This window comes from Paenibacillus nasutitermitis, assembly GCF_014641075.1.
Classification (GTDB): Bacteria; Bacillota; Bacilli; order Paenibacillales; family Paenibacillaceae; genus Paenibacillus_Z; species Paenibacillus_Z nasutitermitis.
The window spans coordinates 1,245,596-1,271,877 of record NZ_BMHP01000001.1 but is presented as its reverse complement, the minus strand read 5'-3'; the positions used below and the strand labels follow the sequence as shown (position 1 = coordinate 1,271,877).

The window sequence follows — 26,282 nt, the reverse complement described above, 5'->3', positions numbered from 1 at the left end:
GGCCTCCTAGGCATTAGTACGAATCCGGTTATAAAAAGTTTCAACTTTTTTCGCCGCGATTTCTAGCTCCTCCAAAGTATTCCCCAAACCAAAGCTAAAACGTACAGCGGAAGACAATCTCTGCGGCGGCAGACCCATGGCTTCCAACACATGCGACTTCTCCAGTGCGCCAGCCGTACAGGCCGATGCGCTTGAAGCCGCGATTCCTTCGAGATCAAGATTCATCAGCATTGTTTCCCTGTTTATCCCGATGAAGCTCAAATTAACAATATGCGGCACTCTTTGGGTGTGGTGACCATTGAGGATCAGTTGGTCTGATCCGGCAATCGCCCGCATACTCTCTACCCATTTATAACGAAGCTTGTCCATAAAAAGTTTCTTATCTGGCCATGAATTCACAGAATGTTCAACCGATTTGGCGAAACCGACAATTCCGGCTACATTTTCTGTACCGCCGCGCCGTTTTCTTTCCTGCGATCCGCCGTAAAGCAGCGGCAGTATAGCGGTGCGTTTCGATATATACAAAGCGCCGATTCCTTGCGGTCCGTTGATCTTATGTGCAGAGAAGCTCATGAGATCAACAGGCATCCGCTTGAGGTCAATCGGCAGCATAGAAAGCGCCTGTACGGCATCCACATGAAAAAGAACCCCGTGCAGGCGGGCAATATCACCGATCTCCTCAATCGGTTGAACCGTTCCCGTCTCATTATTGGCATACATCACACTAATAAGAGCCGTTTCCGGGGTGATGGCTTTCTCCACATCAGAAGGTGAAATGCGGCCTGTTTCATCCACAGGCAATATCGTTGTCCGGAAGCCTTCCTTGGCAAGCGCTTCGCAGGTATGCAGCACAGCGTGATGTTCCACAGCCGACGTAATAATATGTGTCTTCCCTTTAAGCTTACCTGCTCGGGCCGCGCCCGTGATTGCCGCATTGTCGCTTTCGGTGCCGCCGGAAGTGAACATGAGTTCCGATGGCTGGCATCCGACCGCCTCAGCTATGGTGTCTCTGGCGTCATTCATCCGCTGGCGCGCAGCCCGTCCAAGATGATGGATGCTCGAAGCATTGCCGGGTTCTCCCGTATAGATCTCCATCATCGCCTTTGCCGCTTCCGGAAGAAGCGGCGTTGTTGCAGCGTGGTCCAGATATATATATGCCATTTTTTCTTCACCCTTACCCGCTTCTAATCCTTATTGATTCCAGGAGTGAAGCTTATGTTTCTTTAGATGTAAAACATATACGAATCCAATTCTCCATTCTCTTTATACGAGATCAGATCCGCAAGAGTCGTTGAATCCAGCACCTCCGCAATGCTGTCGCGGATACGAAGCCACAGATCTCTTTTGGCCGGGTCGTCTTCTTCGGTGAAATCAACCGGTGAAATCGGCCCTTCCAGGATCCGGATCACATCGCCCGATGTAATGGATTCCGGTTCCTTTGACAAAATATAGCCGCCATAAGCCCCGCGGATACTTTTGACCAGCCCCGCATTTCGAAGGGGCGCAATCAGCTGCTCCAAATAATGTTCTGATAAATTATTTCGTTCCGCAATGCTTTTCAATGAAGTTGGACCTTCCCCGAATTTGGCGGAAAGTTCCATCATAATCGTAAGTCCATAACGTCCTTTTGTTGATATTTTCAACTTCGACACCTCTTCTTTGTTTGAGATCTATCTTTTCGTAATATGTTGGTTACGCTGAAGGCCTATAAATCATGGTATTCCCATAACATATATATGTTAACATACGCAATGCGCTTTAGGGGAGAAAAGCTTGACTTCTTCATGAAAAAGTTTATTATTTTGTGCTACAATAAAGAAACTTATGAGGCAACCTTCTATTACTATAACAGAATGGCTACCCATTGTAATAATCAAGGTGGTGGAACTGGAATGAGCAACAGTCAAACTCGCGTTGTTGTCGGTATGTCCGGCGGTGTGGATTCATCTGTCACTGCCCTTCTGCTGAAGCAGCAAGGTTATGATGTGATTGGCATATTTATGAAAAACTGGGACGATACAGATGAGTTCGGCCACTGCACCGCGGAGGACGATGCCGAGGATGTCCGCCGCGTCTGTGATCAGATCGGTATTCCTTATTATACCGTCAATTTCGAGCAAGCCTATCAGGATAAGGTTTTTGCCTATTTTCTTGACGAATACCGCCGTGGACGCACGCCAAATCCCGATGTCATGTGCAACCGTGAAATCAAGTTTGGCGAGTTTCTTCAGAAAGCGCTGGATTTGGGAGCGAGCTTCCTGGCAACCGGGCATTATGCGCGGCTGGAACAGCTTCCAAGCGGCGAATCCCAATTGCTGCGCGGTGTGGACGGCAATAAAGATCAGACCTATTTCCTGCATGCACTGAGTCAGCAGCAGCTCGCTAAAGCCATGTTCCCAATCGGTCATTTACCAAAACCTGAAGTGAGAAGAATCGCGGAAGAATTCGGCCTCGCAACCGCCAAGAAGAAGGACAGTACTGGCGTATGCTTTATTGGGGAACGCAATTTCAAAGAATTTCTGAGCGGTTACCTGCCGGCTAAACCCGGCACCATGGTCGATATCGAAAGCGGCGAGACAAAAGGCAGACATGACGGGCTGATGTATTACACGCTGGGCCAAAGGCAGGGTTTGGGCATCGGCGGCTCCGGAAATGGCGAGCCTTGGTTCGTAGCGGCCAAGGATTTGAAGGAAAATATTCTTTATGTTGTACAGGGCGACAAGCATCCAAGCTTGTATTCGACCGGGCTGACAGCGTCTGGCATCAATTGGATTTCTCCGTCCAGGCCTGAAGGCGCCTTCCGCTGCACCGCCAAATTCCGTTACCGCCAGCCGGATCAAGGTGTTACCCTGACGCTGGATGGCAGCGGATTGACCGGGAAAGTCCAATTTGATGTGCCGCAAAAAGCGATCACGCCCGGACAGGCTGCAGTTTTCTATGCTGGCGATGTTTGTTTGGGCGGCGGCACCATAGATGCTGTTCAACAGGAGTAACCTATTCCAACCAAAGGACCGCACCGCGGAATATGGCAGCACAAAAGGGATTGTCTCCATCATGAACGACGATGGGGACAATCCCTTTTGGTCATTATATTTGATTAGCCAGTACCGGCTTGAAGCTCATGTATGGGATCGAACTGCTCTTCAGACCGCTTGCGGATGAGAATGCGGGAAATTCGCAAATGATCGGTTTCCTCAATGACAAACTCATAGCCATCTGGGTGAATCACCATCTGGTCCCGCGAAGGCGGAATCTCGATCTGGGCATACATCCAGCCGCCAATCGTATCATAATCATCGCTCTCAATGTCGATGCCGAAATAGCTGTTTACTTCTTCGATGAGCATCATTCCGTTAATGGAGTGGGAAAACTCATCCTTTCGTTCCACATCGGGACGTTCTTCATCAAATTCATCCTGTATTTCTCCGACGATTTCTTCCATGATATCTTCCAGCGTCACAAGGCCTGATGTGCCCCCATACTCGTCGATCAGGATGGAAATCTGCGTCTTCTTCTTCTGCATCAGTTTCAGCAGCGTACTAATCTGCATCGATTCGGGGACGGTCGTCATCGGCCGGGTTATTTGCCGCAGATCGGAAATGCCCGGCGCCGTCGTCACTTTCAGCATATCTTTTATATGGACGAATCCGATAATATTGTCTTTATCACCATCACATACCGGATAGCGGGTATGCATTTCCTTAAGCGCGATGGCCTGATTCTCATCAAAGGAGAGATTGGCGTACAGACAAACCATCTCGGTCCTTGGAATCATGATTTCCCGGGCGTTGGTCTCCGCAAAATCGAATATATTATCCACGAGTGCGAGCTCTGTGTTGTCAATGAGTCCGGATTTATGGCTTTCTTTCATCAAAATACGGATTTCTTCCTCCGTATGCGCCGATGTATGCTCGGAAGCCGGTTCGATTCCGATTTTTGTAAGCATCCAGTTAGCGGTGCCATTTAAGAACCATATGAAGGGAAACATAATTTTGCGGAATAAGATGAGCGGCGCGGCTGTCCACATCGTCACTTCTTCCGACTTGCGTATTGCGATTGTTTTCGGTGCCAGCTCACCAAGCACGATATGCAAAAACGTGATGATGGAGAATGCGATTGCAAATGATACCGTAGAGATTACCGTGTCATTGGAACCCAGCTTGAGCAGTATAGGTTCGATAAAGTGCTTCAGCGCCGGTTCTCCGAGCCACCCAAGGCCTAGAGAGGCCAACGTTATGCCGAGCTGACAGGCGGACAGATAAGCATCCAGATTGTTTGTCAGCATGGAGGCAAAACGAGCACGGCGGTTGCCGTCCTGGACAAGTGTGTCGATCCGGGTGCTCCTTACCTTCACCATTGCAAATTCTGCAGCTACGAAAAAACCGTTCAAAAAAACAAGCAACAAAATCAGAATACCACTCCACAATATGGGTAACGGGTCACTATTCAACGATTCCCTGTCTGCCGCTTGTCGCCCGTATAAACGACGGTAGCAACGACAGGTGCACCTCCTTCTGGCCATGAAAATTATAATAAAAGTTTATAATCTAAGATTAGACGAATGCGAACTTTACGTCAAACCATCTGATCGCTGCATGTCGTCATTTTCGAGTGTGTAGTAATGATTATTCGGTAAAGGTTGCCCTTTATGCACGTTTTGCTGGCTATTGCTTACTTTTATAAAGAAAGACGACGTTTATCGCCCATTCCGACGCTGCTGATTATAGCGGATCTTGTCTTCCATCCCCTGCTCGGTTGCCTCATAGAACGATTTGCTGCGGATCTTATCGGGCAAATACTGCTGTTTCACATAATGCCCGGGGAAGTTATGGGGATATTGATAACCGGCATGCCCCAATTGCTGCGCGCCGCTATAGTGGGTATCACGCAAATGAAGCGGTACCTCGGCCGACCCCATGGCTTCGATGGTATTCATCACATTGCCGATTGCCACTGCTGAAGCATTGGATTTGGGGCTCTCCACCGCAAACAAAATGGCTTGAGCAATATTATATTTCGCCTCAGGCCAACCGATTTTGTGATAAGCATCCATAGCCGTAACCGCCTGAACCATAGCTTGCGGATTGGCAAGACCGATATCCTCACTGCATGCGACAATCAGACGGCGGATGAAGGTCATGGGATCCATTCCCAGCTTCTCTACGGCATATAGAAACCAGAACAGCGCCGCATCGCTTGAGCCCCGGACGCTTTTGTGAAAAGCCGAGAGTACATCGTATTGCGTCGATTCATCCGCACGGATGGTAGGCATGCGAATTGATTCCTCCGCCACCTCAAGCGTGATCCGGACCGAACCGTCCTGCTCGGAGGGCGTGGTCACAGCCGCCAGTTCAAGCGCGTTAAGCGCTCTTCGGATATCCCCTCCGGCTTTGCCGGCGATATGCTGCAGCGCTTCTTCTTCGGCATGCAGATCCATGAAGCCAAGCCCTTTCTCCTTGTCCGCCAGAGCCCGGCGCATCGCTTCAAGCGCATCCTCGCGCGTCAGCGCCTCCAATTGAAACAGCGTCGAACGCGACAGCAGCGCGCCATTTACATAATGGAACGGATTCTCTGTTGTGGCCCCGATAAAAATTATGATGCCCTGCTCGACTGCCGGCAGCAGTGCATCCTGCCGGGAAGAGTTAAAGCGGTGTACCTCGTCCAGGAACAAGATGGTTTTACGTCCGTACATGGACTTGTTCAGTTTGGCTTCCTCGATAACGGCGCGGACGTCCTTGACCGACGCATCCACAGCGTTGAGCTTCACGAATTCTCCCTGCGTTCTCCGGGATATAATATGGGCAAGCGTTGTTTTGCCGCAGCCTGGCGGGCCGTAAAACAGGATCGAAGAGACCTGGTCCGCTTCAATGGCCCGTCTGAGCAGCTTGCCCTGGCCGACAATCTGCTCCTGGCCAATATATTCATCTATGGTCTGCGGACGCATCCGGTCCGCCAATAATCTGGCCTTGGAGGAGTCGGCTGTTTCCTGATAACTGAATAAATCCATTTCGCAACACTACCTTTACTAAGATCCGAATTCAATCCCCGATGTCTGTATAATACTGTCATCATACCATACAAGCACAAATGTTCGCCAGCGACTAATCGCAATGGGCTTAACAGGTTAGAAGCAAAAAAGCAGCCGCTCTACAGAGAAGGCGCCGATAAACTTCGGATGCCGTATTCCATAGAGGGCTGCTGTCTCCATCCCGCTTTATACTCCGCTGAATGTCTGGACAAGAAGATAGATATTCAACACCGCGATAATAACCGCCACTACCCATGCTAAAATTTTGAGCCACAGCGGGTTGGCGAATTCCCCCATCTTCAGCTTGTCGCTGGTGAATTGCACCAGCGGAATGACTGCAAAGGACAACTGCAGCGACAGAATCACCTGGCTGAGGATCAGAAGATCCAATGTTCCTTCTTCACCATATATCATGGTGACGATAACTGCCGGAATTATGGCAATCAGCCGGGTAATTAACCGGCGCAGCCAAGGTTTGAGGCGTATGTTGAGGAACCCTTCCATCACAATCTGGCCGGCAAGCGTTCCGGTCAGCGTGGAATTCTGCCCTGCGGCCAGAAGCGCTACCCCGAACAGAATGCTCGCTGCGGCAGTGCCAAGCAGAGGAGCCAGCATATGATAGGCATCGTCTATTTCAGCTACTCCCGTATTCCCAGTCGTATGGAATGTCGCAGCGGATACGATCAGGATCGCGGCATTAATAAACAAGGCGAAAAATAAAGCGATTGTGGAGTCCCAGGTCGAGTATTTGATTGCTTGGCGTTTGCCCAATGTTGTTTGCTCGAACTGACGGGTCTGAACGATGGAAGAATGCAGATATAAATTATGAGGCATAACCGTTGCCCCCAGGATTCCGATTGCGATGTACAGCATTTTCGGATCCGTAACAATTTCTGCACTAGGAACGAACCCCTTCAGCACGCCGCCGATTTCGGGTCTGGACAGAAAAAGTTCAACGAAAAAACAGCCGCCAATCGTTACAATCAAGGTAATAACCAGCGCTTCGATATAACGGAAGCCTTTATTCTGCAGAAGCAGAACAAGCAGCACATCTACGACCGTAATGATAATCCCCGCAATGAGTGGAATGCCAAACAACAAATTGAGCGCAATTGCCGAGCCGATGACTTCGGCCAGATCACAAGCGGCAATCGCCAGCTCACATAAAATCCAGAGTATCATCGAAACCGGTTTGCTGTAGTGGTCTTTGCAAGCCTGAGCCAGATCCCGCCCTGTTACAATGCCCAGTTTGCCGGCAAGCGCCTGAAGGACAATAGCCATCAGATTCGATAAAAAAATGACGGATAATAACGTATAGCCGAACATGGAACCACCGGCAATATCCGTTGCCCAGTTTCCTGGATCCATATACCCTACGGCAACCAGGTAACCAGGCCCTGCAAAAGCGAGAAATTTCCGGAACCACGATCCGTTTTTGGGGATTTTCATCGACCTGTATACTTCCGGCAGAGAGGATGATGCACGTTCATTTCGCCAACCGCTATTATTGATTTTCGGTGCCGATTCTTTCATTTTGCCTTCACCTCTAAATTGCATGCTTGATCTACTCCTTACCTGTATGCCCGAACCTTGTCGTTGTTCCCTTTTTATATTGTATACCCACAAAAAAGTTTGTCAAAAGCAACTTTTGTTGATTAACGCAAAAAAACCGTCTCAATGTCATCATTTCTCATGATTTCACTGAAACGGTTTCTTATTCTCGTTTTTTTGTTAATCCTGCTTGTCTGCCGGAGGCTGTTCCTTAACCGGAGCGGAACCGGCTTTTTTCTTCGCCGGACGTTTGGAGCTTTTGGGTTTGATGGGCGAGCGAAAACGCATCGCCGTCCACGTATCGTCCAGCGACACGAGGGCAACCCCTTCCCAGCCTGCGGCTTTGAGCACATTCCAGCCGCGGTCCCGGTTTAAATCAGACTTGATATTTGAAGTGCCTTTGGGGTAACAGATCCAGATCATCGCATCGTCCGCGGCCGCTTCCATCACGATGGGAGCATGCTCATTCAGATCGGCGATGCTGGCAGCAAAGAGCAGTACAAAGCCATACGTGCCGGCAAGCTTCGCATCATAAGCCACCGCTTCACCGCTGATACTGAGCTCCTCCAGATATTCCTCGGAAGGCGGTTCAAGAATTAAGGCACGCATATCCAGAGAAAGGCGCAATTTATTAACTAATGCTGCGTTCATGGTTATTGTCCTCCTGCATGTAGCAAATCTTTTACAACGACACTTACCATGATCAGACCTGCGACCGGTGGGACAAATGCATTGCTTGCTGGCGGCTGCTGCGCTTTGCGGATCTCCGGCGCGTTCTCCGGCACGATCCTTTGGGTAACATCCACGCGCGGCTTTTGCGGCTCCTCGGTTGAGAAAACCACCTTCACGCCTTTCTTGATCCCATCCTTCCGAAGCTTGGTGCGTACGACACGCGCAATCGGATCCATACTGGTTTTGGAGATATCCGCTACCTGAAATTTTGTAGGATCCATCTTATTGGCCGCGCCCATGCTCGAGATGATCGGAATCTTTCGTTCCAGACATTGCTTGATGAGATGGATTTTGTAAGAAATCGTGTCGGACGCGTCCACCACATAATCCAGGTCGAACTCGAACAGCTTCTCATAGGTTTCCTCGGTATAAAACATCCGCAGTGAAATCGCATCGCAGTCAGGATTGATCAGCTTGATCCGGTCGCGCATGAGATCCGCTTTGGGATGGCCAACCGTGGTTGTAAGCGCATGGATCTGACGATTGATGTTCGTAATGTCCACGACATCCTTGTCAATCAGAATAATACGGCCCACGCCTGTTCTCGCCAATGCTTCAGCGGCTATCGAGCCGACACCGCCGATGCCCAGCACGGCAATGGTACTCCGCTTCATGATATCCAGCCCCTCGGGGCCAATCGCCAGCTCCGTACGTGAAAATTGGTGTAGCATGCTGTACAGCACCTCCTAAATCCTGCAAAAGAAAGAGCAGCCCTCCACCCTTAGCGGCTTGCTGTTGAGATGCCAGGGCAGATACCTAAATGGCATTGATCTGTCATTTCAACAACCGCAAGCCGTTAAGAGAGACAATCCGCTCCGATCATTTTTGAAGCCATTTTTAGAGCGAATCCTGTCCTGCGGACGATTCTACTCGGCTGAGGTTCCGGTTCCCGCTGCGGCAGCCGCGGCTTCCGGTTGTTTGACGGGCTTCGGAAGCGTACGGATATGCAGCTGTTGAAGCTGGCTGATATCAACTTCAGACGGGGCATCGACCATCAGGTCCGTCGCACTGGCTGTTTTCGGGAATGCGATCGTTTCACGCAGATTCGTGCGGCCGGTCAACAGCATCACCAAACGGTCGAAACCAAATGCGATTCCTCCATGCGGCGGAGTTCCATAATCAAATGCATCCAGCAGGAATCCGAATTTTTCATACGATTCCTCGGGAGTGAAGCCAAGTGCTTTGAACATCATTTCCTGCACTTCGCGTTTGTAAATCCGCATCGATCCCCCGCCTACTTCGTAACCGTTAAGCACGAGGTCATAGGCTTGTGCGCGGATTTGTCCGGGGTCGGATTCAAACAGCGCCAGATCTTCTTCGTTCGGACGCGTGAACGGATGATGTTCCGCCACGAAACGTTTGGCATCCTCATCCCAGCCGAGCAGCGGGAAATCAACAACCCACGCGAATTTGAAAGCTGATTCATCGATCAGACCCAGATCCTTGCCGATCTTCAGGCGCAGATTACCCAGAACGTCCGCAACTACCTTCTTCTTGTCAGCCGAGAACAGCAGCAAGTCGCCTTCTTCCACGCCCAACCGCTCGGTGAGCGAAGCAATTTCCTCGGGCTTGAAGAACTTCACGATCGGTCCGCGCCATTCGCCTTCCTTCACTGTTACCCAGGCCAATCCTTTGCCGCCATAACGCGAAGCAAACGGCTGCAGGTCATCCAGCTCCTTGCGGCTCCAGTTGGCGCAGCCCTTGGCATTGAGCGCCTTGACTACCCCGCCGCCTGCAGCTACGCTTGCGAACACCTTCACATCGCTTGTACTGACGATATCGGTGATGTCTTCCATCTCCAGGCCAAAACGCAGGTCCGGCTTGTCGGAGCCATATTTGTTCATCGCATCGGCATACGTAATTTGCTGGAATGGTGCCTGAATATCAACCTGGACCGTTTCCTTAAGCAGACGGACCACCAGTTTTTCCATCAGTTCAAGGAGCTGTTCCTGGGACAGGAATGAGGTCTCGATATCGACCTGAGTAAATTCCGGCTGACGATCTGCACGCAGATCCTCATCGCGGAAGCAGCGGGCAATCTGGTAATAACGTTCCAATCCGCTGACCATCAGCAGTTGTTTGAAAATTTGCGGCGATTGCGGGAGCGCGAAAAACTCTCCTGCGTGGACGCGGCTTGGTACCAAGTAATCGCGGGCGCCTTCCGGCGTGCTTTTCGTCAGAATGGGCGTTTCTACATCAATGAAGCCTTCCTCGTCCAGAAAATCGCGGAATATCTTGGCCGCTTTGGAGCGAAGCTGAAGCGTTCTTTGCATTTCAGGACGACGAAGATCCAGATAGCGGTATTTCAGACGGATCGACTCATCCACTTCCAATCCATCCTCAATTGGGAATGGCGGGGTTTTGGCGGCATTTATAATTTCGATTTCCGTCACGCGGATTTCGATCTCGCCCGTAGCGATATTTTTGTTGACCGTTTCGGCATCGCGCTCGACAACCTCGCCTTTGACCGCCAACACGAATTCATTGCGCGCGCGGTCTGCGATTGCCAGCGCATCTCCGGAGAAGTCCGGATTGAATACGATTTGCATAATGCCTGTACGGTCGCGCAAGTCAATGAACAATACGCCTCCAAGATCGCGGCGGCGCTGCACCCAGCCATTCAACGTAACAGTTTGACCTACTTCTTTTTTCGTTAACAATCCGCAGGAATGAGTTTTCAACATCATAATTAGAGTCGACTCCTTTATTTTGTGTTCGATAATTTAGCACTGCCTGTTAGCTCAAAATCTCATCTGCAAGCCGGTCAAGCGGGACAAACCGCTGCTCGCCGCTCGTCATATCTTTCAGGGCGATTTCGCCTTTCGCCAATTCGTCATCCCCCAGGATCGCCGTGTACCTCACGGAAAGACGGTCCGCAGACTTCATCTGCGCTTTCATCTTGCGTCCCTGGTAATCGCGTTCAGCCGCGATGCCCCGCTGCCGGAGCTGGTGCAGCACCTTCGTCAGCTCCTGGTCAGCCGCTTCGCCAAGGGCGATCAGATAGACATCGACGGCATTCAGACGTTCGAGCTGAACTTCCTGTGCTTCCAGCAGAATTACGGCGCGCTCCAGGCCAAGTCCGAGTCCGACGCCCGGCTGGTCCGGACCGCCGATATCGGCAACAAGGCCATTATAGCGGCCGCCGCCCCCTATCGTATCGATAGCTCCGATTCCTTTTGCCTTATACTCAAATGCGGTGTGCGAATAATAATCGAGACCACGTACGAGCCTTGAATTAATCGAGAATGGAATGTCCATATCGCTCAAGTGGCGCTGCACAGCATCGAAATGGTTCCGGCACTCCTCATCCAGGCTGTCCAATATGGAAGGAGCTCCTTCAAAATGATGCTGGTCGACCTTGCAGTCCAGCACGCGCAGTGGATTGCGGTCTATCCGCGACTGGCAGTCCTTGCAGAGCTTCTCGCGGATTGGATTCAGAAAACCGAGCAGTTGTTCGCGGAACACCGCACGGACCGCAGGGGTTCCGACCGAATTGATCTCCACATGGACGCCGCTAAGGCCAATTTCCTTGTAAAACAAGTATCCAAGCGCAATCACTTCGGCATCCAGCGAAGGAGAGACTGAACCCAGCGCTTCGACGCCAAACTGGTGAAACTGGCGGTAACGGCCGGCTTGCTGGCGTTCATACCGGAACATAGGACCGATATAATACAGCTTGGTCAGATCCGGTTCGCCATAAAGCTTGTTCTCCACAAAGGCCCTTACAGCGCCAGCGGTCCCTTCCGGACGAAGCGTAATGCTGCGGTCGCCGCGGTCCGTGAAGGTATACATTTCTTTCTCCACGATATCCGTTGCTTCGCCCACACCCCGCTGAAACAGTTCCGTGAATTCAAATATCGGCGTACGGATCTCGCGGAAATTAAACCGCCGGCAGATATCGCGCGCTTTGCTCTCTACAAATTGCCATCTCTCTACAGAACCAGGCAGAAAATCCTGTGTGCCAGGCGGTTTCTGAAAAGCCATGGTCAGCGCCTCCTTTGTCTTTAGCCCCTAGTTATCGTTTTCGATTCCAAACCTCTTTTTTGAAAAACCGGCGTTTGCGTTCATCCATGAAGACCAAAAAAGCTCCCGTCCCTGCCTAAAAAGGCAAAAGGGACGAGAGCTGCGCTAGGCGAAGCTGCCGTGGTACCACCCACATTTCGAATCCGGACCGCTGCAATAAACGGAAAAGATTCGCTTCATTCGGTTAACGCCCGACTACGCAGACCGGCTAATGAAGAATGGGCAAATCGCTCATTCAAGGTTCACCGATTGTCCTCCGGGAAGTCAAGTCCGTTCATGCACGCCAAGGATTCTTGCAGCCAAGGAATCCCTCTCTGAATCGGTGCGGGTTGAACGGCGCGGTCCCATCGCTGGATCGACACAATATAACAATCATTGTAGCGGTGGGAATGGGGGCTGTCAAGGGGGAATGCCTAAGGCCCTCCCTAAATCCCTCCCGAGGAGGGACCCCAAGGGTCTCCGACCCTCTGGACACCCGGAATGGAATAACGTTGGAGTTACACAGAATCGCCCCTCAGATACTGCCTGCAATGATCGTTTTTCGCCCCTTGCGGGACCCACTTCACCTATTGTGCTCCCGAGTCGCCCTGTGGACTTCGTCCTAGAATAACGTCGGCGGGACAGAGTGCGCGTGTGAGAATTAGCCTGCAATGATCGTTTTTCGTCCCTTGCGGGACCCACTTTACTGTTGTGCTCCCGAGTCGCCTGTGGACTTCGTCCCAGCATAATGTTAGTGGATCTGGGATATTAGGACGGGGTTACATGATATCCTTTGGAGAACCGCTCCGTTTCTTCGATGATCGTCTTGATTCCTTCCTCGATTTGTTCAGGATGGACACGGGAGATACTGATCCGCAAAAATTTTTCCCGATCCGGATTGTCCGTTAAATAAAATCCTTTCCCCGAGACCACCCTGATCTTCCTGCTCTCCAGACTTTTTATGAGCCGGTCCAGGTTAACCGTTTGCGGCAGCTTGAACTGTACATAAATCCCTGAGCGTACATCCGATGTTTGCAGCAATCCAGCATGATTGTATTGTTCGACCGCTTCATTCAAGGCACGAATCCTCGCTGCGTATTGAGGCGCAATGATGCGTTTGTGCCGTTCGTACATGCCATTCTTAATGTAGACCTCCAAAGCAGCCTGCGACAGAAGCGAGGTGTCCCCGTATGCTTTGAAAGAGTGGAACTTCTCCGCAAGATGTTCCGGCAATACCGCAGCACCAAGCCGCAGACCCGGAAAAATGACCTTTGAGAAGCTTTTGACATAGATGATGTGTGCCGTTCTGTTGTGGGAAAAAATAGGATCCCATCCCCGTTCTTCACCCAAGTCGGCCATATAATCATCCTCCACTACGTACACATCGTATTTGCTGGCCAGCCTGGATATCGCTTTCCTCTCATTTGCGCTGTACGATGTGCCCAGCGGGTTGTGATATCTTGGCATTGTATAAAAGAACTTAATTCCGCCTTGCTTGAACTTCAACTCCAAATCATCTAGATCAATACCCGCTGAAGTACGGGTTATTCTACTGACCGGGATGCCCTCTGCCTCTAGATACCGCAAATAAATATCATAGCCCGGCTGCTCCACCAGAACAGCCGAGTTCCCATTTGGGAACGACATTTTCGCCAAAATTTCCAATGCCTGCTGTGCACCTGAAGTAACCATGATCTGTTCCGTCTTGGCAAATACCTGATCCCGTGCCAAATGGGAGGAAAGCGTATGCCGAAGACTCTCCAGTCCCTTCGAATCACCATAAGTGAATAATTGATGCTTATATAAATCAATCGCCTTGTTCAGACAGCGTTGAAAATCCAAATACGGAAACACATTCACATCCGGGAGCACGGAAGCGAAATCAATGATGGTCTGTATTTCATCTCCTTCCTGATCCTCCGGTTTTTCAACGACATAATAACCGCTTTGCGAAATGGAATAAATGACGTGCCGCTTCCCCAATTCTGCATAAGCATGCACAACCGTACTGGTGCTGCACTTATACTCCTTGGATGCACTGCGAATGGAAGGCAGCTTTTGTCCCGGACGATAGGTACCTTCCCTGATGTTCTGCTCTATCGCATTTACAATATCCAGATATTTTTTCATGCTTCTTTCCTCCACCCCTCTGACTTATTATACCGGACAAAGGCCAACTGTATCGATACAGTTTCGATATTGTGTCATTGTAGAAGAAGGGATTCGGACTTATCCTTGTAATAAAGGATTGTTGTTCGCCAGCACGACGCGGCTTGCATACGAGAAGAAGGACGAGTGTTTTCCGATCGTGACGATCATCCGGGATGAATGGAGGAATAATTAATGAGTGAGTTCAATGTTTTATTTCGTCAAAGAATCGGTATTTCAGCTAGCGAAAAAATCACCTTCGAAAACCTGGATCATGTTCTTGAAAACATGGCAAAGACTGTTCCATTTGAAAATTTGCGCATCTTGAAAAACAATACGGACGCTATTTCCAAAAATTATTTGATGGAAAAAATATTGATCAACCACGAAGGCGGTCTCTGTTACGAACTTAATCCGTTATTGTGCCTCTTCCTGATCGAAAATGGATTTAACGCGGTTCTAACGTGCGGAATTGTTTTTAACCAGGAGGCCCAGCAGTATTCAGGTACCGGAAGAACGCATTTCACCATTCTTCTCACGCATGAGGATCAAATATATCTAATCGATACAGGATTTGGAGGGAACCTGCCGCTCAGACCTGTACCGCTAACAGGGGAAGTCACATCTTCGGCAAACGGTCAATTCAGGGTCAAAAAAATAAACAACGAGCATGGCGATTATACCCTTGAGATGATCTTAAAACATAAAGATACGGATTGGAAACTCGGTTATGCATTCGATTCCGCGCAGACAACAACTGAAATATCGGAGGGTAGTACGATCAAACAGATTATTTCGGAGCACCCGGAGTCTACCTTTAATAAAAAACCTTTAGTGACAAAACTTACAAACGCCGGCAGTATAACGTTGACGGACAGTTCCTTAACCCAATGGCAGCATGGTACCGTCACAAAAATAAATATTGAAAAAAGTTCATTCCCCGCGCTGTTGAAGCAGCACTTTGATATGTCAATCCCGTCCTAAGTGGACGAAGTCCAAGGGCGACTCGGGAGCGCAAATAGTGAAGTGGGTCCCGGAGGGGACGAAAAACGATCCCAACGCCACTGTTCTTTACAAGCGCTCTCTGTAACTCCAACGTTATTCTGGGACGAAGTCCACAGGCGACTCGGGAGCGCGACAGTGAAGTGGGTCCCGTAAGGGACGAAAAACGATCCCAACGCTGCTGTCCTTCAGGAGACTCTCTGTAACTCCAACGTTATTCTGGGACGAAGTCCACGGGAGACTCGGGAGCGCTACGGTGAAGTGGGTCCCGTAAGGGACGAAAAACGATCCCAACGCCACTGTCCTTTACAAGCGCTCTCTGTATCTCCAACGTTATTCTGGGACGGAGTCCACGGGCGACTCGGGAGCGCAATAGTGTAGTGTGTCCCGTAAGGGACGAAAAACGATCTTAGCAGGCAAGTGACACACAACCGATTCTCTGGAGCGCCTAACGTTATACCATTCCGGGTGTCCAGAGGGTCGGAGACCCTTGGGGTCCCTCCTCGGGAGGGATTTAGGGAGGGCTCTACAATTTAGGGAGGGCCTTAAAATGGACAGAAAAAAACCTACAAACGAGTTGTAGGTCCATCAATAATATATTCAAAAAAGGGGGTCGACTTTTATTATAGGCGGAGCATGTTATGGGAACATTGAAAACAAGTTACAGTTTCATTACAAAAATAAAAGCGTTTCCTTCATTTCATCGTGCAGATAAAGGTTCGCGAATGGGATGGAAACGAAAAAAGAGCCCAAATCGCTTACAGGGACTGACCTTTAGCTAAGCTTATGGTTCTCTTTTTCGCCTCTTTAACGCCCGTGCTCACCCGGGGAGCGGCGGCGAACCGGTGCACCGCTCATCCATTCCGCGGCGGTTTCGGTATCCGCTTCAAGCTCGGAGAAAATCAAGGCTTCCCGCCTGTCGGGATGAAGCAGACTCCTTGAGGTCCGCTCGATTCCCTGTTCCTTTCGGGACTGGTGCATTGTGGATAAACCCCTTTCACCATGAAGTGTATCGCAGGAAGTCGGGACCTGCTCAATATGGTTTCTAGTGTTGCCCACGCGCTGCAAATTTAAGCCCCATCCTGCAGAATTGGAACCATTTGTCTCTCACAGCCTTTATTCCTTCTGCCTGCTGTCAAGAATAAGGGTAACAGGCCCCCAATTGACCAGGGATACTTCCATCATCGCTCCGAAGCGTCCCGTTTCCACTTGAAGTCCTGCGTTCTTCAGCGCGTCATTGAACAGCTCGTAGAGCATTTGCGCCTGGTCCGGTTTGGCGGCTGACATAAAGTTGGGTCGTCTGCCTTTCCGGCAGTCACCGTACAAGGTGAATTGGGAGATGGACAGAATGTCCCCACCGGTGTCAAGCACCGATAAATTCATTTTCTCGCTGTTGTCCTCGAATATACGCAAATTTGCAATTTTATCCGCCATCCAGCGGGTATCCTCTTGGGTATCCTCGTGTGTAAGACCCACTAGCAGAACCAGACCTTTGTCAATGGAACCGACAGTTTCGCCATCGACGGCTACGGATGCCTGTTTGCTTCGCTGCACAACTACTCTCATAAGTCTAAACCCTTCTTTTTCGTCTATTGCATGATCCGTTGAACCGAATAAACATCCTTGACTCGCTTGATTTTCTCCACAACGGACTGCAGATGCTCAAGATTACGGATCAGGATGGTCATATGAATCATGGCCAGTTTGTTTTTGTCCGAACGTCCGGATACGGCGGAGATGTTGGTCTTGCTTTCCGAAACGGCCTGCAGCACTTCATTTAGCAATCCGCGGCGGTCATGACCGGTTATTTCGATATCTACGCTGTAGTTGGCTTCAATGGATTGCTCCCACTCTACTTCAATAACCCGGCCCGCCTCTTCGCCGCCTTCCCCAAGGGGAATATTCTGGCAATCGGACCGGTGAACCGAGACGCCCCGTCCCCTTGTAATATAGCCAATAATCTCATCGCCGGGAATCGGATTGCAGCAGCGTGCAAAACGAACAAGCAGATTATCAAGGCCTTTGACGGTGACTCCGTGAGTGGGACGCGTCTTGCGCGTAGTAGGAGCAGTCTTGACTTCCTTCTTCTCATTGGTCAGCTCGATCTGGTTGGCTTCCTCGGCTTCCCTGCGCATCTTTTCCGTCAGCTTGGTACAAATCTGAGCAGCGGTGATGCCGCCAAAGCCGATCGCAGACAACATATCATCGATATCATTGAACGTGAATTTGCCTGCAGCCTCCAGCAGCTGCGCATCACTGAGCCATGCCGAAGGCTCAAGTCCCAGACGCTTCAGCTCACGCTCGAGCATGTCGCGGCCTTTCTCCACATTCTCTTCGCGGCGCTCTTTCTTGAACCACTGTTTGATTTTGCTCCTCGCATGGGAGGACTGGGCGATTTTAATCCAATCCTGACTGGGGCCGTAAGAGTGCTTGGAGGTAAGAATCTCAACAATATCGCCTGTCTTGAGCTTGTAATCCAGCGGCACGATACGGCCATTTACCTTGGCGCCTATGGTACGGTTGCCAACTTCCGTATGAACCCGATAGGCAAAATCCAGCGGGACCGCACCGGCAGGCAGCTCGAATACTTCCCCTTTGGGCGTAAATACAAAAACCAAATCCGAGAAGAAATCCATTTTGAGCGATTCCACAAATTCGGAGGCATCGCTGGCTTCATGCTGAAGTTCGATAATTTCGCGGAAGAGAGTCATTTTATCCTCGAAATAACCGCCCGGCACGACGGCGCCTTCTTTGTACGCCCAGTGGGCGGCAATACCGTATTCGGATGTCCGGTGCATGTCCCAAGTCCGGATCTGCACCTCTGTAGGTTCGCCTGTCGGTCCGATCACCGTTGTATGGAGCGATTGATACATATTCGCTTTGGGCATCGCGATGTAATCCTTGAATCTGCCAGGCATCGGCTTCCAAAGCGTGTGAATGATGCCAAGTGTAGCGTAACAATCCTTAATATTGTCCACAATGATCCGGATGGCGAGCAAATCGTAAATTTCATTAAACTGCTTGCTCCGGGTCGTCATTTTTTTGTAGATGCTATAGATATGTTTCGGCCTGCCGGAAATATCGCCTTCGATATTCATCTCTTCCAGCTTCTCGGTAATCCGTCCGATGACATCGGAGATGTACTGCTCCCGTTCCGTCCGTTTCTTCTTCATCAGGTTGGCGATCCGGTAATACTGCTGCGGGTTCAGATAACGCAAGGCGATATCTTCCATTTCCCACTTGATCGCAGAAATACCGAGTCGGTTTGCAATGGGACAAAAAATCTCCAGCGTCTCATAGGCAATCCGTCGCTGCGCTTCCTCCGACTGGTATTTGAGCGTGCGCATATTATGAAGCCTGTCGGCCAGCTTGATCAAAATGACGCGAATGTCCTGTGCCATCGCGACAAACATTTTACGATAATTTTCGTTCTGCTGTTCTTCCTTGGAGCGGAACTGGATTTTTTCCAGCTTGGTCAGTCCGTCCACAACCGCAGCGCATGGTTCCCCGAACCGGGAACGGACCTCTTCCAACGGAACGGTCGTATCCTCGACCACATCATGAAGAAGAGCCGCGATAATCGACAATACATCCATCTGCATATGGACGAGAATCTCCGCGACAGCAACAGGATGCAGGATATAGGGCTCTCCTGATTTACGAACTTGGCCGTGATGGGCCTGATCTGCAAAATCATAAGCTTCCTGAATTTTTTGCAAATCCTGTTCCTTCATATAGGTGGAAGCTTGTTTGAGTAACTGCTCGATGCCCATGAAACGTCCCTTCCCGATTTCTATTTCCCTTCATTATGCCCCCTGTCAGGGCCCAGCGTCAACTATGGCGGCTTGGTTACAGGTTTTTGACAAGTGACTTTACAGCAGGTCAGTGGCCGCTACGATAAACCCACTACCAAGAAGAAACGGCTGACACCGTCTTTAGTGGCGCAATAAGTTTCTTCCCATTGAAATATCAGAAAAGAATAGGCCAAAATACTTTCTGAAATTTTAAAAAAACACCAGAACAGGATGTTTCCGGTGTTTTTTTAGATATTCCGCCTCCCGCGTGGGGTGGCTAAAATTGACGTTCCGAACTTTTAGTGAATGACTTGCTGTATTTTTGAACATTCTGTTAAAGTTTCCAGCCGGAAAGAATCAGTACGTAATCAGTGAGAAAATATCCACGTCGCCAAGCTTGCTGCGGCCGTCCAAATAACCAAGCTCAATCAGGAAAGCTGCACCGACTACTTCTCCGCCCAACTGGTTGATCAAATTAATCGTCGTCGCGATCGTTCCGCCTGTAGCAAGCAGATCGTCGGCAATGAGCACTTTCTGGCCTGGCTTGATGGCATCTTTGTGAATCGCAAGCTTGTCTTTGCCGTACTCCAGGTCATAATTGGCTTCCACCACTTCGCCCGGCAGCTTGCCGCTTTTGCGGATGGGCACAAAACCGGTGCCAAGGGCGATGGCAAGCGGAGCTCCGACAATAAACCCGCGCGCTTCGGGCCCGGCAATCAGATCAATCTGTTTATCGGCGACAGCTTCCCTCAACGCATCAATTACGGCTCGATAGACAGGTCCGTTATTAATGAGCGTCGTAATATCCTTAAACCGGATCCCCGGCTGCGGAAAATCCGGGATGATGCGAATATAATCCTTGAAATTCATGAAATCTCCACTCCTCTTTGGCTAGTTAACGTTTGTGTTTTGTCCATCTGCTGATTGATCCAGCCGGCGAATGTTTGAGTGTCGGCGAACAAGATCTGTTCGGTTTCCTCGCGCCGCTGCGCCTCACGATAGGCTTGTGAATGAATGAGTTCTTTTTTGACAGGGTTAGCCGGCAGCTCCAGCTCATTGCCATTAGCCACTATCAGCTCCAGCTCCAGAAATACGCTGAACATGAAGGATACCGTTTCCTTCTTCCAGCCCATCATAACGGCCAGACGTTCGGCAGCGCCTTCCTCCTGTATCGGGCAAACGCGGCGAAGAGTCTGATATAAGTGGCCAAAATGCTTGCGGTCCGTGCGCGATAATGGCGCCTCGGATGTATGCTTTTGGTTATCCTGCCTGGAAGCGGCCCGCGGTTTCTCGGATTTATCCACTGGATAAGAAGACTCTCCATACATGGCATACAACGCTTCAATGCCTGGACAGAATCGCAAGACAGCCGCCAGCTTGTCTGTGGACGGCGGCCTCCCGAGAAGAACCAGTTTCGTGCACGTCTGCTCCTCCGTCGCCGCTTCTTCATACGTGACCATACGGATTTCTTCGAGCAAGGCAAAAGTTTCAGAATTCCTCGCAGCATCCAGCCATACCGGTGAAGGCACAAGCACAAGAACCGTATCCGCTTCTTCCTTGCGGATCAGTTTCTGCAGGGAAGTCAGCGAATCGCTGCCAGCTGCATCCCGCCGGTCAAAGAGTTGAATATGGGGCACTCTTAGGTCCCCCACCATAAATTGAACACGCCGCTGACCGTTCCATTCATTGATCGACAGCTCGCCTACCAGCTCAAGATCAGCTCCATCGGACAGCTTGTCCGAAAGAGAGCCGAAACCGAAGCCGACCGCGTCAAGCAGTTTTCCGTCGCCTCTGAGCGATAGTTTCAAATGCTTGTTTTCCTTGCCCATGGTACGCCGGTCGGCAAGAGCAGCTCCTTGAAGCAGAAGCTTGGGGGACGTATTGCCGTTTCCGAAAGGCTCGAGCTTTTCCAGCTGTTCCAATACTTCTAATGACGCATCACTCAACCTGCATTCCAAATCAATGATTGTCCCCGGAATCCAGTCATCGTCCGTAAGCCATTCATCGGCTAACCGGCCCAGCGAGGCTTCCAGCTGCTGCAGATGATCCACATGAAGGCTCATGCCTGCTGCAGCCTGGTGACCTCCATAATGATCCAGCAGCGCTTCGCATTCCGTCAAGGCGGCATGCAGATCGAACCCGGCGATGGATCTGGCCGATCCCTTGCATTGGCCGCTTTCCTTGTCGATACTGAGGATAAGTGTAGGCTTGTAGCATTTCTCAATCATTTTAGAAGCGACAATGCCGACCACGCCGACATTCCAGCCTTCCGCAGCAAGCACAATCACAGAAGGCTCTTTGATGCCAGACTCGGCACAGGCAAGGCATTTGTCCAACCATTGTTTCTCGGCTTCCTTCACAATCGTCTCTACGACAAGCTGTCTTTCCCGGTTTAAAGTGTCCAGCATAAAAGCAGATTCGGCGGCCGTTTCATCATCCGATGACGTCAACAGGTCCAAAGCCCGCTTCGCATGATCCAGCCGTCCGGCAGCGTTAATCCGCGGAGCCATGCCAAATCCAATTCCCGTCGAATTCATCTGGGCCAGTTTTATTCCGGTCACCTCGGCCAGAGCACGAAATCCAGGCTTGTCCCCTTTGCGCAGCTCTTCCAGTCCCAGTCGAACCAGAACGCGATTCTCATCGGTAAGCGGCATCAGGTCCGCTATGGTGCCAAGCGCGACTACATCGCACCATTCCAGCGGCGGTTCGCCGAGCAGCGCCTGGGCAAGCTTGAAGGCTACTCCCACGCCTGCCAAACCTTTGAATGGATACGGACAATCCTCCTGTTTGGGATTAATTAATGCCAAAGCATCCGGCAGTGTATGCGGAGGTTCGTGATGATCGGTAACAATCACATCAATTCCCAATTCATTCGCATGAGCGATTTGATCCACCGCACTGACACCCGTATCCACCGTTACAATCAGTTTAACGCCGGCTTCAGCGGCAAGATCAATTGCATTAATATTCAGACCGTACCCTTCCAGAGTACGATGCGGTATGTACGAATCAAATATCAATCCCATCCGCCGGAACAAAAAAGTCATCAACGCCGTGGAAGAAACGCCATCCGCATCATAATCACCGAAGATACGGATCATCTCTCGGCGTTCCTGCGCCAACCTGATGCGCATGACGGCTTCCTTCATGCCTTTCAACTGAAAGGGATCATAAAGGCCTTCGGCGCCCCCATGCAGAAACCGCCGCGCCTTGTCAACCTCACCAAACCCTCTTTGTACCAGCAATCTGGCTACCAAAGCTGACAGTGACAGTTCACGTGCAAGATTCACAGCCTGCTCCTCGCCAGCGGCATCCAGAGATGCGACAGTCCAGCGTGTTTTCGATCTGATCAAAGACGACCCCCTCCTTCTCCAAACCGTTCCCTAACTATATTGGCCCGCCTTCCTTGACAGGCATGGACAGTCACGGATTCCATCCGGCATTCATTAAAAAAAACGCTGCTGCTACTGCAACAGCGTAGGAATATGTTCTTGATTCGGATCATGATTCGTTTTGTAAGGATAACCCGGATCGTACGGCTCCACATGAATGGATACATCAGTCACATGACTGAACCGCTTCATCAGAAAATATTTGACCCGCTTGGCAATCTCGTTGCCCTCCAGCACCGAGATCCGCGGATTAACGCTGATCACGATATCGCCGACAACATAATGTCCATGCTCGCGTACGCGAAGCTCTTCAACGGCGATAACACCTTCAATCCGCTGAATAGCTGCTTTGAATTCATTGAGGTCTGCAGGCTCAACCTCACAGGAACGGTTCTTCAGCACGGAAGCCGAGGCTACCCGGTAGCCGCTGGAAAACACGATGACCACAATAATCAGGGAGGCCGCAGGATCAAAATAATAAAGTACCGGCAGATCGAGCGGCTTGCCCAGTGCAGCTGCACCGGTTCCAACGAAAGCGGCCAGGGATGCATAAAAGTCGGTCCGCCGTTCTTTAACGGAAAAGAGCAGCTCCTTGACTACAAAAGCGATCACGACGACTGTAACTGCCAGCCAGCCGGGTCCTTTATTCACGCCATCAGCAATCGACTTGATAGCGGATATCCCGATTTCCAGTCCGACTATCATCAAAAGAATGGAAGCCATCACCCCGGAAGCCGCTTCCGTACGTCCCTTAAACGCAGGTACAGGAGCATCAGGAGCGCCAAGTCTCCGGCTGCGTTTGATGCCGGTGAGGGAGACAAACGATGAGGCAGCCTCGGAGGCGGAGCGGCAGGCATCGGCAAGCAATGTTTTACTGCCAGTCTGCGCCCCAATTCCACCTTTCACCGCCGCGATGCAGACATTTCCGAGAAGTCCGGTCCATGCCGCAGATTCCGCTTTAGCGTAACGTTGCTTCGCTATCATGGGGGCCTCCTAAACCATCGTAATTTGAATCCATGAGTCTTATGAAGCGGCTGGCGTTTTTACAGCCGTTTTTGGTTTTTGTTTCTTTTTAAGCACGAGCCAAAGCGGACTTGCGATAAAAATTGAAGAGTAAGCGCCGGAAACAAGTCCGATCAGAATGGCCAGCGAGAACAATTTAATCGCTTCGGAGCCGAATATCAGCAGACACACCGCTGCGACAACAACCGTTAAAACGGTATTAATGGAACGCACCAGGGTTTGTCCGACGCTCGCATTTACAAGATCATCCAGATCGGCCGGCTTTTTGATTTTGGAAAACCGCAAATTCTCGCGTACCCGGTCAAAAATAACAATCGTATCGTTAATCGAGTAACCAATGATGGTCAGCACCGCAACGATAAAAGGCAGATTCACTTCCAGCTGGAAGATGGAGAACACGCTGATAACGATGAAGGCATCATGTACAAGCGATACAATAGCCGCAAGCGCAAAACGCCACTCGAACCGTATACTGACATAAAGCATAATACCAATACTTGCGACAAGCATAGCGATCAAAGCATTGCGCTCCAGCTCTTTGGCAATTTCAACATCGACCGTATTAACTTCAGCAGATGCATCTTTGTCAAAATTTTCGGCGAAGCCTGCTTTAAGCTCCTTCTCCTTGGCAGGATCAAGAACGTCGTCAAAACGGATCGTTACCCGGCTTGAACCTACAGTCAGGTTTGGCTTGCCGAAGTCATTATCAGCCAAATATTTCTCGATGGCTTCTTTTTGACCGCTCATATCTTTCTTAACCGAGATATCTACGCTTGATCCGGAGCGAAAATCAACGCCGTAATGCATTCCGAAAATTCCCAGCGATGCAATCCCCAATACGGTGATGGCAATCGAAAAAATGAAAAAGTAACGGGCTTTTTTGACAAAATCGAACTTAATGGAACTGTCATGACCAAATTTATTAAAGCGCACGGATCTCATCCTCCTTGACTCCGAAACTTCCCGGTTTCTTCACCAAATTACTGCGAATAAGCAGGGACAGGAGGAAGCGGGAAATGAACACATTGCTCAATATACTAACAATGATGGTCAGAATGAGAATAACCGCGAAGCCTTTTACAGCGCCTGTCCCAAGGAAATACAGCACCGTTCCCGCAATAGCGGTCGTGACATGGGAGTCGATGATCGTACGGAACGAGTTTTTCGAACCCGCTTTATGCGAGGACATGATGCTTTTGCCGCTGCGCATTTCCTCTTTGATCCGTTCCGCCATAATAATATTGGCGTCGACGGCCATCCCGATTCCCAATATGAACGCCGCTATACCCGGAAGTGTCAAGGTAGCATTGAGCAGATTGAAACATAACAACAGCAGCCAGATAAACACCACGATGGACAAGCTGGCGATTATGCCCGGCAGGCGATAGAAAATCATCATAAACAGTAAAATTAGGACGGTGGCCAGTGCACCGGCAAACAATGTTTCCTGAAGTGAAAGCTTACCCAATGTCGCGCCTACGCTCTGGGTGTATTTCTCAGTCAGCTTGAGCGGCAGAGCGCCCAAATTGATCGTATTCTTCAGTTCATTAGCCGATTCACGGGTATAATTACCGGAAATGACGGCTTCATCGCTGGGGATTTCATAAGAAACATTAGGAGCAGAGAGCTCTTTATCATCGAGATAGATCGCCAATTGATTCTTGGGCGATAATTTCGCAACTTCCCGCGTAATCTCGGCAAATTTGTCTTTGTCTTTCAGCTTAATGGATATTTCATATTCATTCAGATTGGTTTGGCGTACATCCGCTCCATTCTGCTTGAAGTCGTTTCCCTGCAATTCCACCTTGCAATAGCCTGCATCCTCCGCGCAGCCGCGGGCACTGCGGAATGTCAACTCGGCTGGCTTCTTGAGAATATCACGCACTTTATTCTCATCGGTGACGCCGGCGATCTTGACGCGGATCCGGTTGGATCCTTCCGTCGTTACATCCGGCTCGGCAACGCCTGTCGCGTTGGCACGCACCTCGAGACTTCTGGCGGTCTCAAGCAAGGACTCTTTGGTAATCTTCCCACCTGCTTCAACCGGCTGTGCTTCATACAGAATTTCAAATCCACCCTTCAGATCAAGGCCCAGCCTGACCTTGTCTACGATCATCGGGCTTGTAGCTGCTACCACGCCGACAGAAACCACGACGATGAGCACAAAAGCTAGCAGACGACGGTTCATAATCCCCTTAGTTCCCCCTTAATTTCTCATGTCAATATTCCTATTATACCGATGCCATAAAAACGAGTCAAAAAAAAAGAGACCCGCTTCTAAAAATGGGTCCCCTTGTAGGCGCTGATCGTCATGAAATTCATAAATTTTATCACTTTTAGCGACAAAATATCATTGACCACCTGATGCATCATCGGCTCCCCGGTCTTGGCATACTTCTCGCTGACGCATTCCCATATATCCTTGCCTGAGACATATTCGTAGCCAACAAGCCTGAACTCCTCAGCCTTGCTCTGACAAAGAGATTCTATCGTACTTACCCATTCCTCATTTGTCATCGGCGTTTCGTTCTCTATTGTCATTGGCTCATCTCCTTCATTGCTTTTCAGCATCCTGTAAGTTATTCGCTATCCTCCTCTGCCATTCCTGCT

At 50.2% G+C, this 26,282-nt stretch carries 21 protein-coding genes; 2 read left to right on the top strand and 19 right to left on the bottom strand.

The genetic code is table 11. From position 1 onward, the window contains the following. Positions 1 to 6 precede the first annotated feature (6 nt). Together IEY46_RS05325 and cymR are read right to left on the bottom strand one after the other, a co-directional pair. Positions 7 to 1,161, bottom strand: a complete 1,155-nt coding sequence (locus IEY46_RS05325; protein WP_188989839.1) for a cysteine desulfurase family protein — start codon at positions 1,159 to 1,161, stop codon at positions 7 to 9. A gap of 62 nt (positions 1,162 to 1,223) precedes the next feature. Further along, on the bottom strand, positions 1,224 to 1,643 hold the full coding sequence (gene cymR, locus IEY46_RS05320; protein WP_188989837.1) for a cysteine metabolism transcriptional regulator CymR: 420 nt from the start codon (positions 1,641 to 1,643) through the stop codon (positions 1,224 to 1,226). 249 nt (positions 1,644 to 1,892) lie between these two features. Here cymR and mnmA point away from each other — a divergent pair, with 249 nt between their 5' ends. Further along, the gene (gene mnmA, locus IEY46_RS05315; protein WP_188989835.1) at positions 1,893 to 2,993 is read left to right on the top strand and encodes a tRNA 2-thiouridine(34) synthase MnmA; all 1,101 of its coding nucleotides are present in this window, start codon (positions 1,893 to 1,895) and stop codon (positions 2,991 to 2,993) included. A 104-nt stretch (positions 2,994 to 3,097) separates the two neighbouring features. Here the strand turns inward: mnmA and IEY46_RS05310 are convergent, their stop codons facing one another. The 8 genes from IEY46_RS05310 to IEY46_RS05275 form a co-directional block, all read right to left on the bottom strand. Next, positions 3,098 to 4,450, bottom strand: coding sequence for a hemolysin family protein (locus IEY46_RS05310; protein ID WP_229750077.1), 1,353 nt, complete (start codon positions 4,448 to 4,450; stop codon positions 3,098 to 3,100). 246 nt (positions 4,451 to 4,696) lie between these two features. Beyond that, the gene (locus tag IEY46_RS05305; protein ID WP_188989831.1) at positions 4,697 to 6,007 is read right to left on the bottom strand and encodes a replication-associated recombination protein A; all 1,311 of its coding nucleotides are present in this window, start codon (positions 6,005 to 6,007) and stop codon (positions 4,697 to 4,699) included. 207 nt (positions 6,008 to 6,214) lie between these two features. Further along, on the bottom strand, positions 6,215 to 7,561 hold the full coding sequence (locus IEY46_RS05300; RefSeq protein ID WP_188991688.1) for an Nramp family divalent metal transporter: 1,347 nt from the start codon (positions 7,559 to 7,561) through the stop codon (positions 6,215 to 6,217). Positions 7,562 to 7,759: 198 nt separating this feature from the next. After that, positions 7,760 to 8,230 (bottom strand): hypothetical protein, encoded by a 471-nt coding sequence (locus IEY46_RS05295; protein WP_188989829.1) that lies wholly within the window; start codon positions 8,228 to 8,230, stop codon positions 7,760 to 7,762. 2 nt (positions 8,231 to 8,232) lie between these two features. Further along, a complete protein-coding gene (locus IEY46_RS05290) occupies positions 8,233 to 8,982 on the bottom strand; it encodes a tRNA threonylcarbamoyladenosine dehydratase (RefSeq protein ID WP_188989827.1) in 750 nt (249 codons plus the stop codon). A 195-nt stretch (positions 8,983 to 9,177) separates the two neighbouring features. Further along, entirely contained in the window at positions 9,178 to 10,998 is a 1,821-nt protein-coding gene (gene aspS, locus IEY46_RS05285; RefSeq protein ID WP_188989826.1) for an aspartate--tRNA ligase, read from the bottom strand. A 49-nt stretch (positions 10,999 to 11,047) separates the two neighbouring features. Further along, on the bottom strand, positions 11,048 to 12,295 hold the full coding sequence (gene hisS, locus IEY46_RS05280) for a histidine--tRNA ligase (RefSeq protein WP_188989824.1): 1,248 nt from the start codon (positions 12,293 to 12,295) through the stop codon (positions 11,048 to 11,050). A gap of 786 nt (positions 12,296 to 13,081) precedes the next feature. Continuing rightward, positions 13,082 to 14,443, bottom strand: a complete 1,362-nt coding sequence (locus IEY46_RS05275; protein ID WP_188989822.1) for an aminotransferase-like domain-containing protein — start codon at positions 14,441 to 14,443, stop codon at positions 13,082 to 13,084. Positions 14,444 to 14,656: 213 nt separating this feature from the next. Here IEY46_RS05275 and IEY46_RS05270 point away from each other — a divergent pair, with 213 nt between their 5' ends. Further along, entirely contained in the window at positions 14,657 to 15,445 is a 789-nt protein-coding gene (locus IEY46_RS05270; protein ID WP_188989820.1) for an arylamine N-acetyltransferase family protein, read from the top strand. Between the two features lie 825 nt (positions 15,446 to 16,270). Here IEY46_RS05270 and IEY46_RS05265 read toward each other — a convergent pair. From IEY46_RS05265 to IEY46_RS05225, 9 genes are all read right to left on the bottom strand, one after another. Then, entirely contained in the window at positions 16,271 to 16,444 is a 174-nt protein-coding gene (locus tag IEY46_RS05265) for a hypothetical protein (RefSeq protein ID WP_188989818.1), read from the bottom strand. A 135-nt stretch (positions 16,445 to 16,579) separates the two neighbouring features. Continuing rightward, the gene (dtd, locus tag IEY46_RS05260) at positions 16,580 to 17,029 is read right to left on the bottom strand and encodes a D-aminoacyl-tRNA deacylase (RefSeq protein WP_188989816.1); all 450 of its coding nucleotides are present in this window, start codon (positions 17,027 to 17,029) and stop codon (positions 16,580 to 16,582) included. A gap of 23 nt (positions 17,030 to 17,052) precedes the next feature. Then, positions 17,053 to 19,236: a RelA/SpoT family protein gene (locus tag IEY46_RS05255; protein WP_188989814.1), complete on the bottom strand. Its 2,184-nt coding sequence runs from the start codon at positions 19,234 to 19,236 to the stop codon at positions 17,053 to 17,055. A gap of 378 nt (positions 19,237 to 19,614) precedes the next feature. Further along, the gene (locus tag IEY46_RS05250; RefSeq protein ID WP_188989812.1) at positions 19,615 to 20,127 is read right to left on the bottom strand and encodes an adenine phosphoribosyltransferase; all 513 of its coding nucleotides are present in this window, start codon (positions 20,125 to 20,127) and stop codon (positions 19,615 to 19,617) included. Beyond that, positions 20,124 to 22,610, bottom strand: a complete 2,487-nt coding sequence (gene recJ, locus IEY46_RS05245; protein WP_188989810.1) for a single-stranded-DNA-specific exonuclease RecJ — start codon at positions 22,608 to 22,610, stop codon at positions 20,124 to 20,126. The genes IEY46_RS05250 and recJ overlap by 4 nt, the downstream gene beginning before the upstream one ends. A gap of 111 nt (positions 22,611 to 22,721) precedes the next feature. Beyond that, positions 22,722 to 23,633 carry a cation diffusion facilitator family transporter gene (locus IEY46_RS05240; RefSeq protein WP_188989808.1) on the bottom strand — a complete coding sequence of 304 codons (912 nt, stop codon included), beginning with the start codon at positions 23,631 to 23,633 and terminating at the stop codon, positions 22,722 to 22,724. A gap of 39 nt (positions 23,634 to 23,672) precedes the next feature. Beyond that, positions 23,673 to 24,614: a protein translocase subunit SecF gene (gene secF / locus IEY46_RS05235; protein ID WP_188989805.1), complete on the bottom strand. Its 942-nt coding sequence runs from the start codon at positions 24,612 to 24,614 to the stop codon at positions 23,673 to 23,675. Continuing rightward, positions 24,595 to 25,860 (bottom strand): protein translocase subunit SecD, encoded by a 1,266-nt coding sequence (secD, locus tag IEY46_RS05230; protein WP_188989803.1) that lies wholly within the window; start codon positions 25,858 to 25,860, stop codon positions 24,595 to 24,597. Before secD ends, secF begins: the two co-directional genes overlap by 20 nt. An 89-nt stretch (positions 25,861 to 25,949) precedes the next feature. Continuing rightward, positions 25,950 to 26,213, bottom strand: a complete 264-nt coding sequence (locus tag IEY46_RS05225) for a post-transcriptional regulator (protein ID WP_188989801.1) — start codon at positions 26,211 to 26,213, stop codon at positions 25,950 to 25,952. Positions 26,214 to 26,282 lie beyond the last annotated feature (69 nt).

What these genes read in the sequence shown, in the direction of transcription:
- IEY46_RS05240 (WP_188989808.1), bottom strand. Translation starts at nt 23,633, where the DNA reads ATGATAGCGAAGCAACGTTACGCTAAAGCGGAATCTGCGGCATGGACC.
- hisS (WP_188989824.1), bottom strand. Translation starts at nt 12,295, where the DNA reads ATGGCTTTTCAGAAACCGCCTGGCACACAGGATTTTCTGCCTGGTTCT.
- dtd (WP_188989816.1), bottom strand. Translation starts at nt 17,029, where the DNA reads ATGAGAGTAGTTGTGCAGCGAAGCAAACAGGCATCCGTAGCCGTCGAT.
- secF (WP_188989805.1), bottom strand. Translation starts at nt 24,614, where the DNA reads ATGAGATCCGTGCGCTTTAATAAATTTGGTCATGACAGTTCCATTAAG.
- aspS (WP_188989826.1), bottom strand. Translation starts at nt 10,998, where the DNA reads ATGATGTTGAAAACTCATTCCTGCGGATTGTTAACGAAAAAAGAAGTA.
- secD (WP_188989803.1), bottom strand. Translation starts at nt 25,860, where the DNA reads ATGAACCGTCGTCTGCTAGCTTTTGTGCTCATCGTCGTGGTTTCTGTC.
- IEY46_RS05325 (WP_188989839.1), bottom strand. Translation starts at nt 1,161, where the DNA reads ATGGCATATATATATCTGGACCACGCTGCAACAACGCCGCTTCTTCCG.
- IEY46_RS05290 (WP_188989827.1), bottom strand. Translation starts at nt 8,982, where the DNA reads ATGCTACACCAATTTTCACGTACGGAGCTGGCGATTGGCCCCGAGGGG.
- IEY46_RS05300 (WP_188991688.1), bottom strand. Translation starts at nt 7,561, where the DNA reads ATGAAAGAATCGGCACCGAAAATCAATAATAGCGGTTGGCGAAATGAA.
- IEY46_RS05275 (WP_188989822.1), bottom strand. Translation starts at nt 14,443, where the DNA reads ATGAAAAAATATCTGGATATTGTAAATGCGATAGAGCAGAACATCAGG.
- mnmA (WP_188989835.1), top strand. Translation starts at nt 1,893, where the DNA reads ATGAGCAACAGTCAAACTCGCGTTGTTGTCGGTATGTCCGGCGGTGTG.
- IEY46_RS05250 (WP_188989812.1), bottom strand. Translation starts at nt 20,127, where the DNA reads ATGAATTTCAAGGATTATATTCGCATCATCCCGGATTTTCCGCAGCCG.
- IEY46_RS05270 (WP_188989820.1), top strand. Translation starts at nt 14,657, where the DNA reads ATGAGTGAGTTCAATGTTTTATTTCGTCAAAGAATCGGTATTTCAGCT.
- IEY46_RS05225 (WP_188989801.1), bottom strand. Translation starts at nt 26,213, where the DNA reads ATGACAATAGAGAACGAAACGCCGATGACAAATGAGGAATGGGTAAGT.
- IEY46_RS05265 (WP_188989818.1), bottom strand. Translation starts at nt 16,444, where the DNA reads ATGCACCAGTCCCGAAAGGAACAGGGAATCGAGCGGACCTCAAGGAGT.
- IEY46_RS05305 (WP_188989831.1), bottom strand. Translation starts at nt 6,007, where the DNA reads ATGGATTTATTCAGTTATCAGGAAACAGCCGACTCCTCCAAGGCCAGA.
- IEY46_RS05255 (WP_188989814.1), bottom strand. Translation starts at nt 19,236, where the DNA reads ATGGGCATCGAGCAGTTACTCAAACAAGCTTCCACCTATATGAAGGAA.
- IEY46_RS05295 (WP_188989829.1), bottom strand. Translation starts at nt 8,230, where the DNA reads ATGAACGCAGCATTAGTTAATAAATTGCGCCTTTCTCTGGATATGCGT.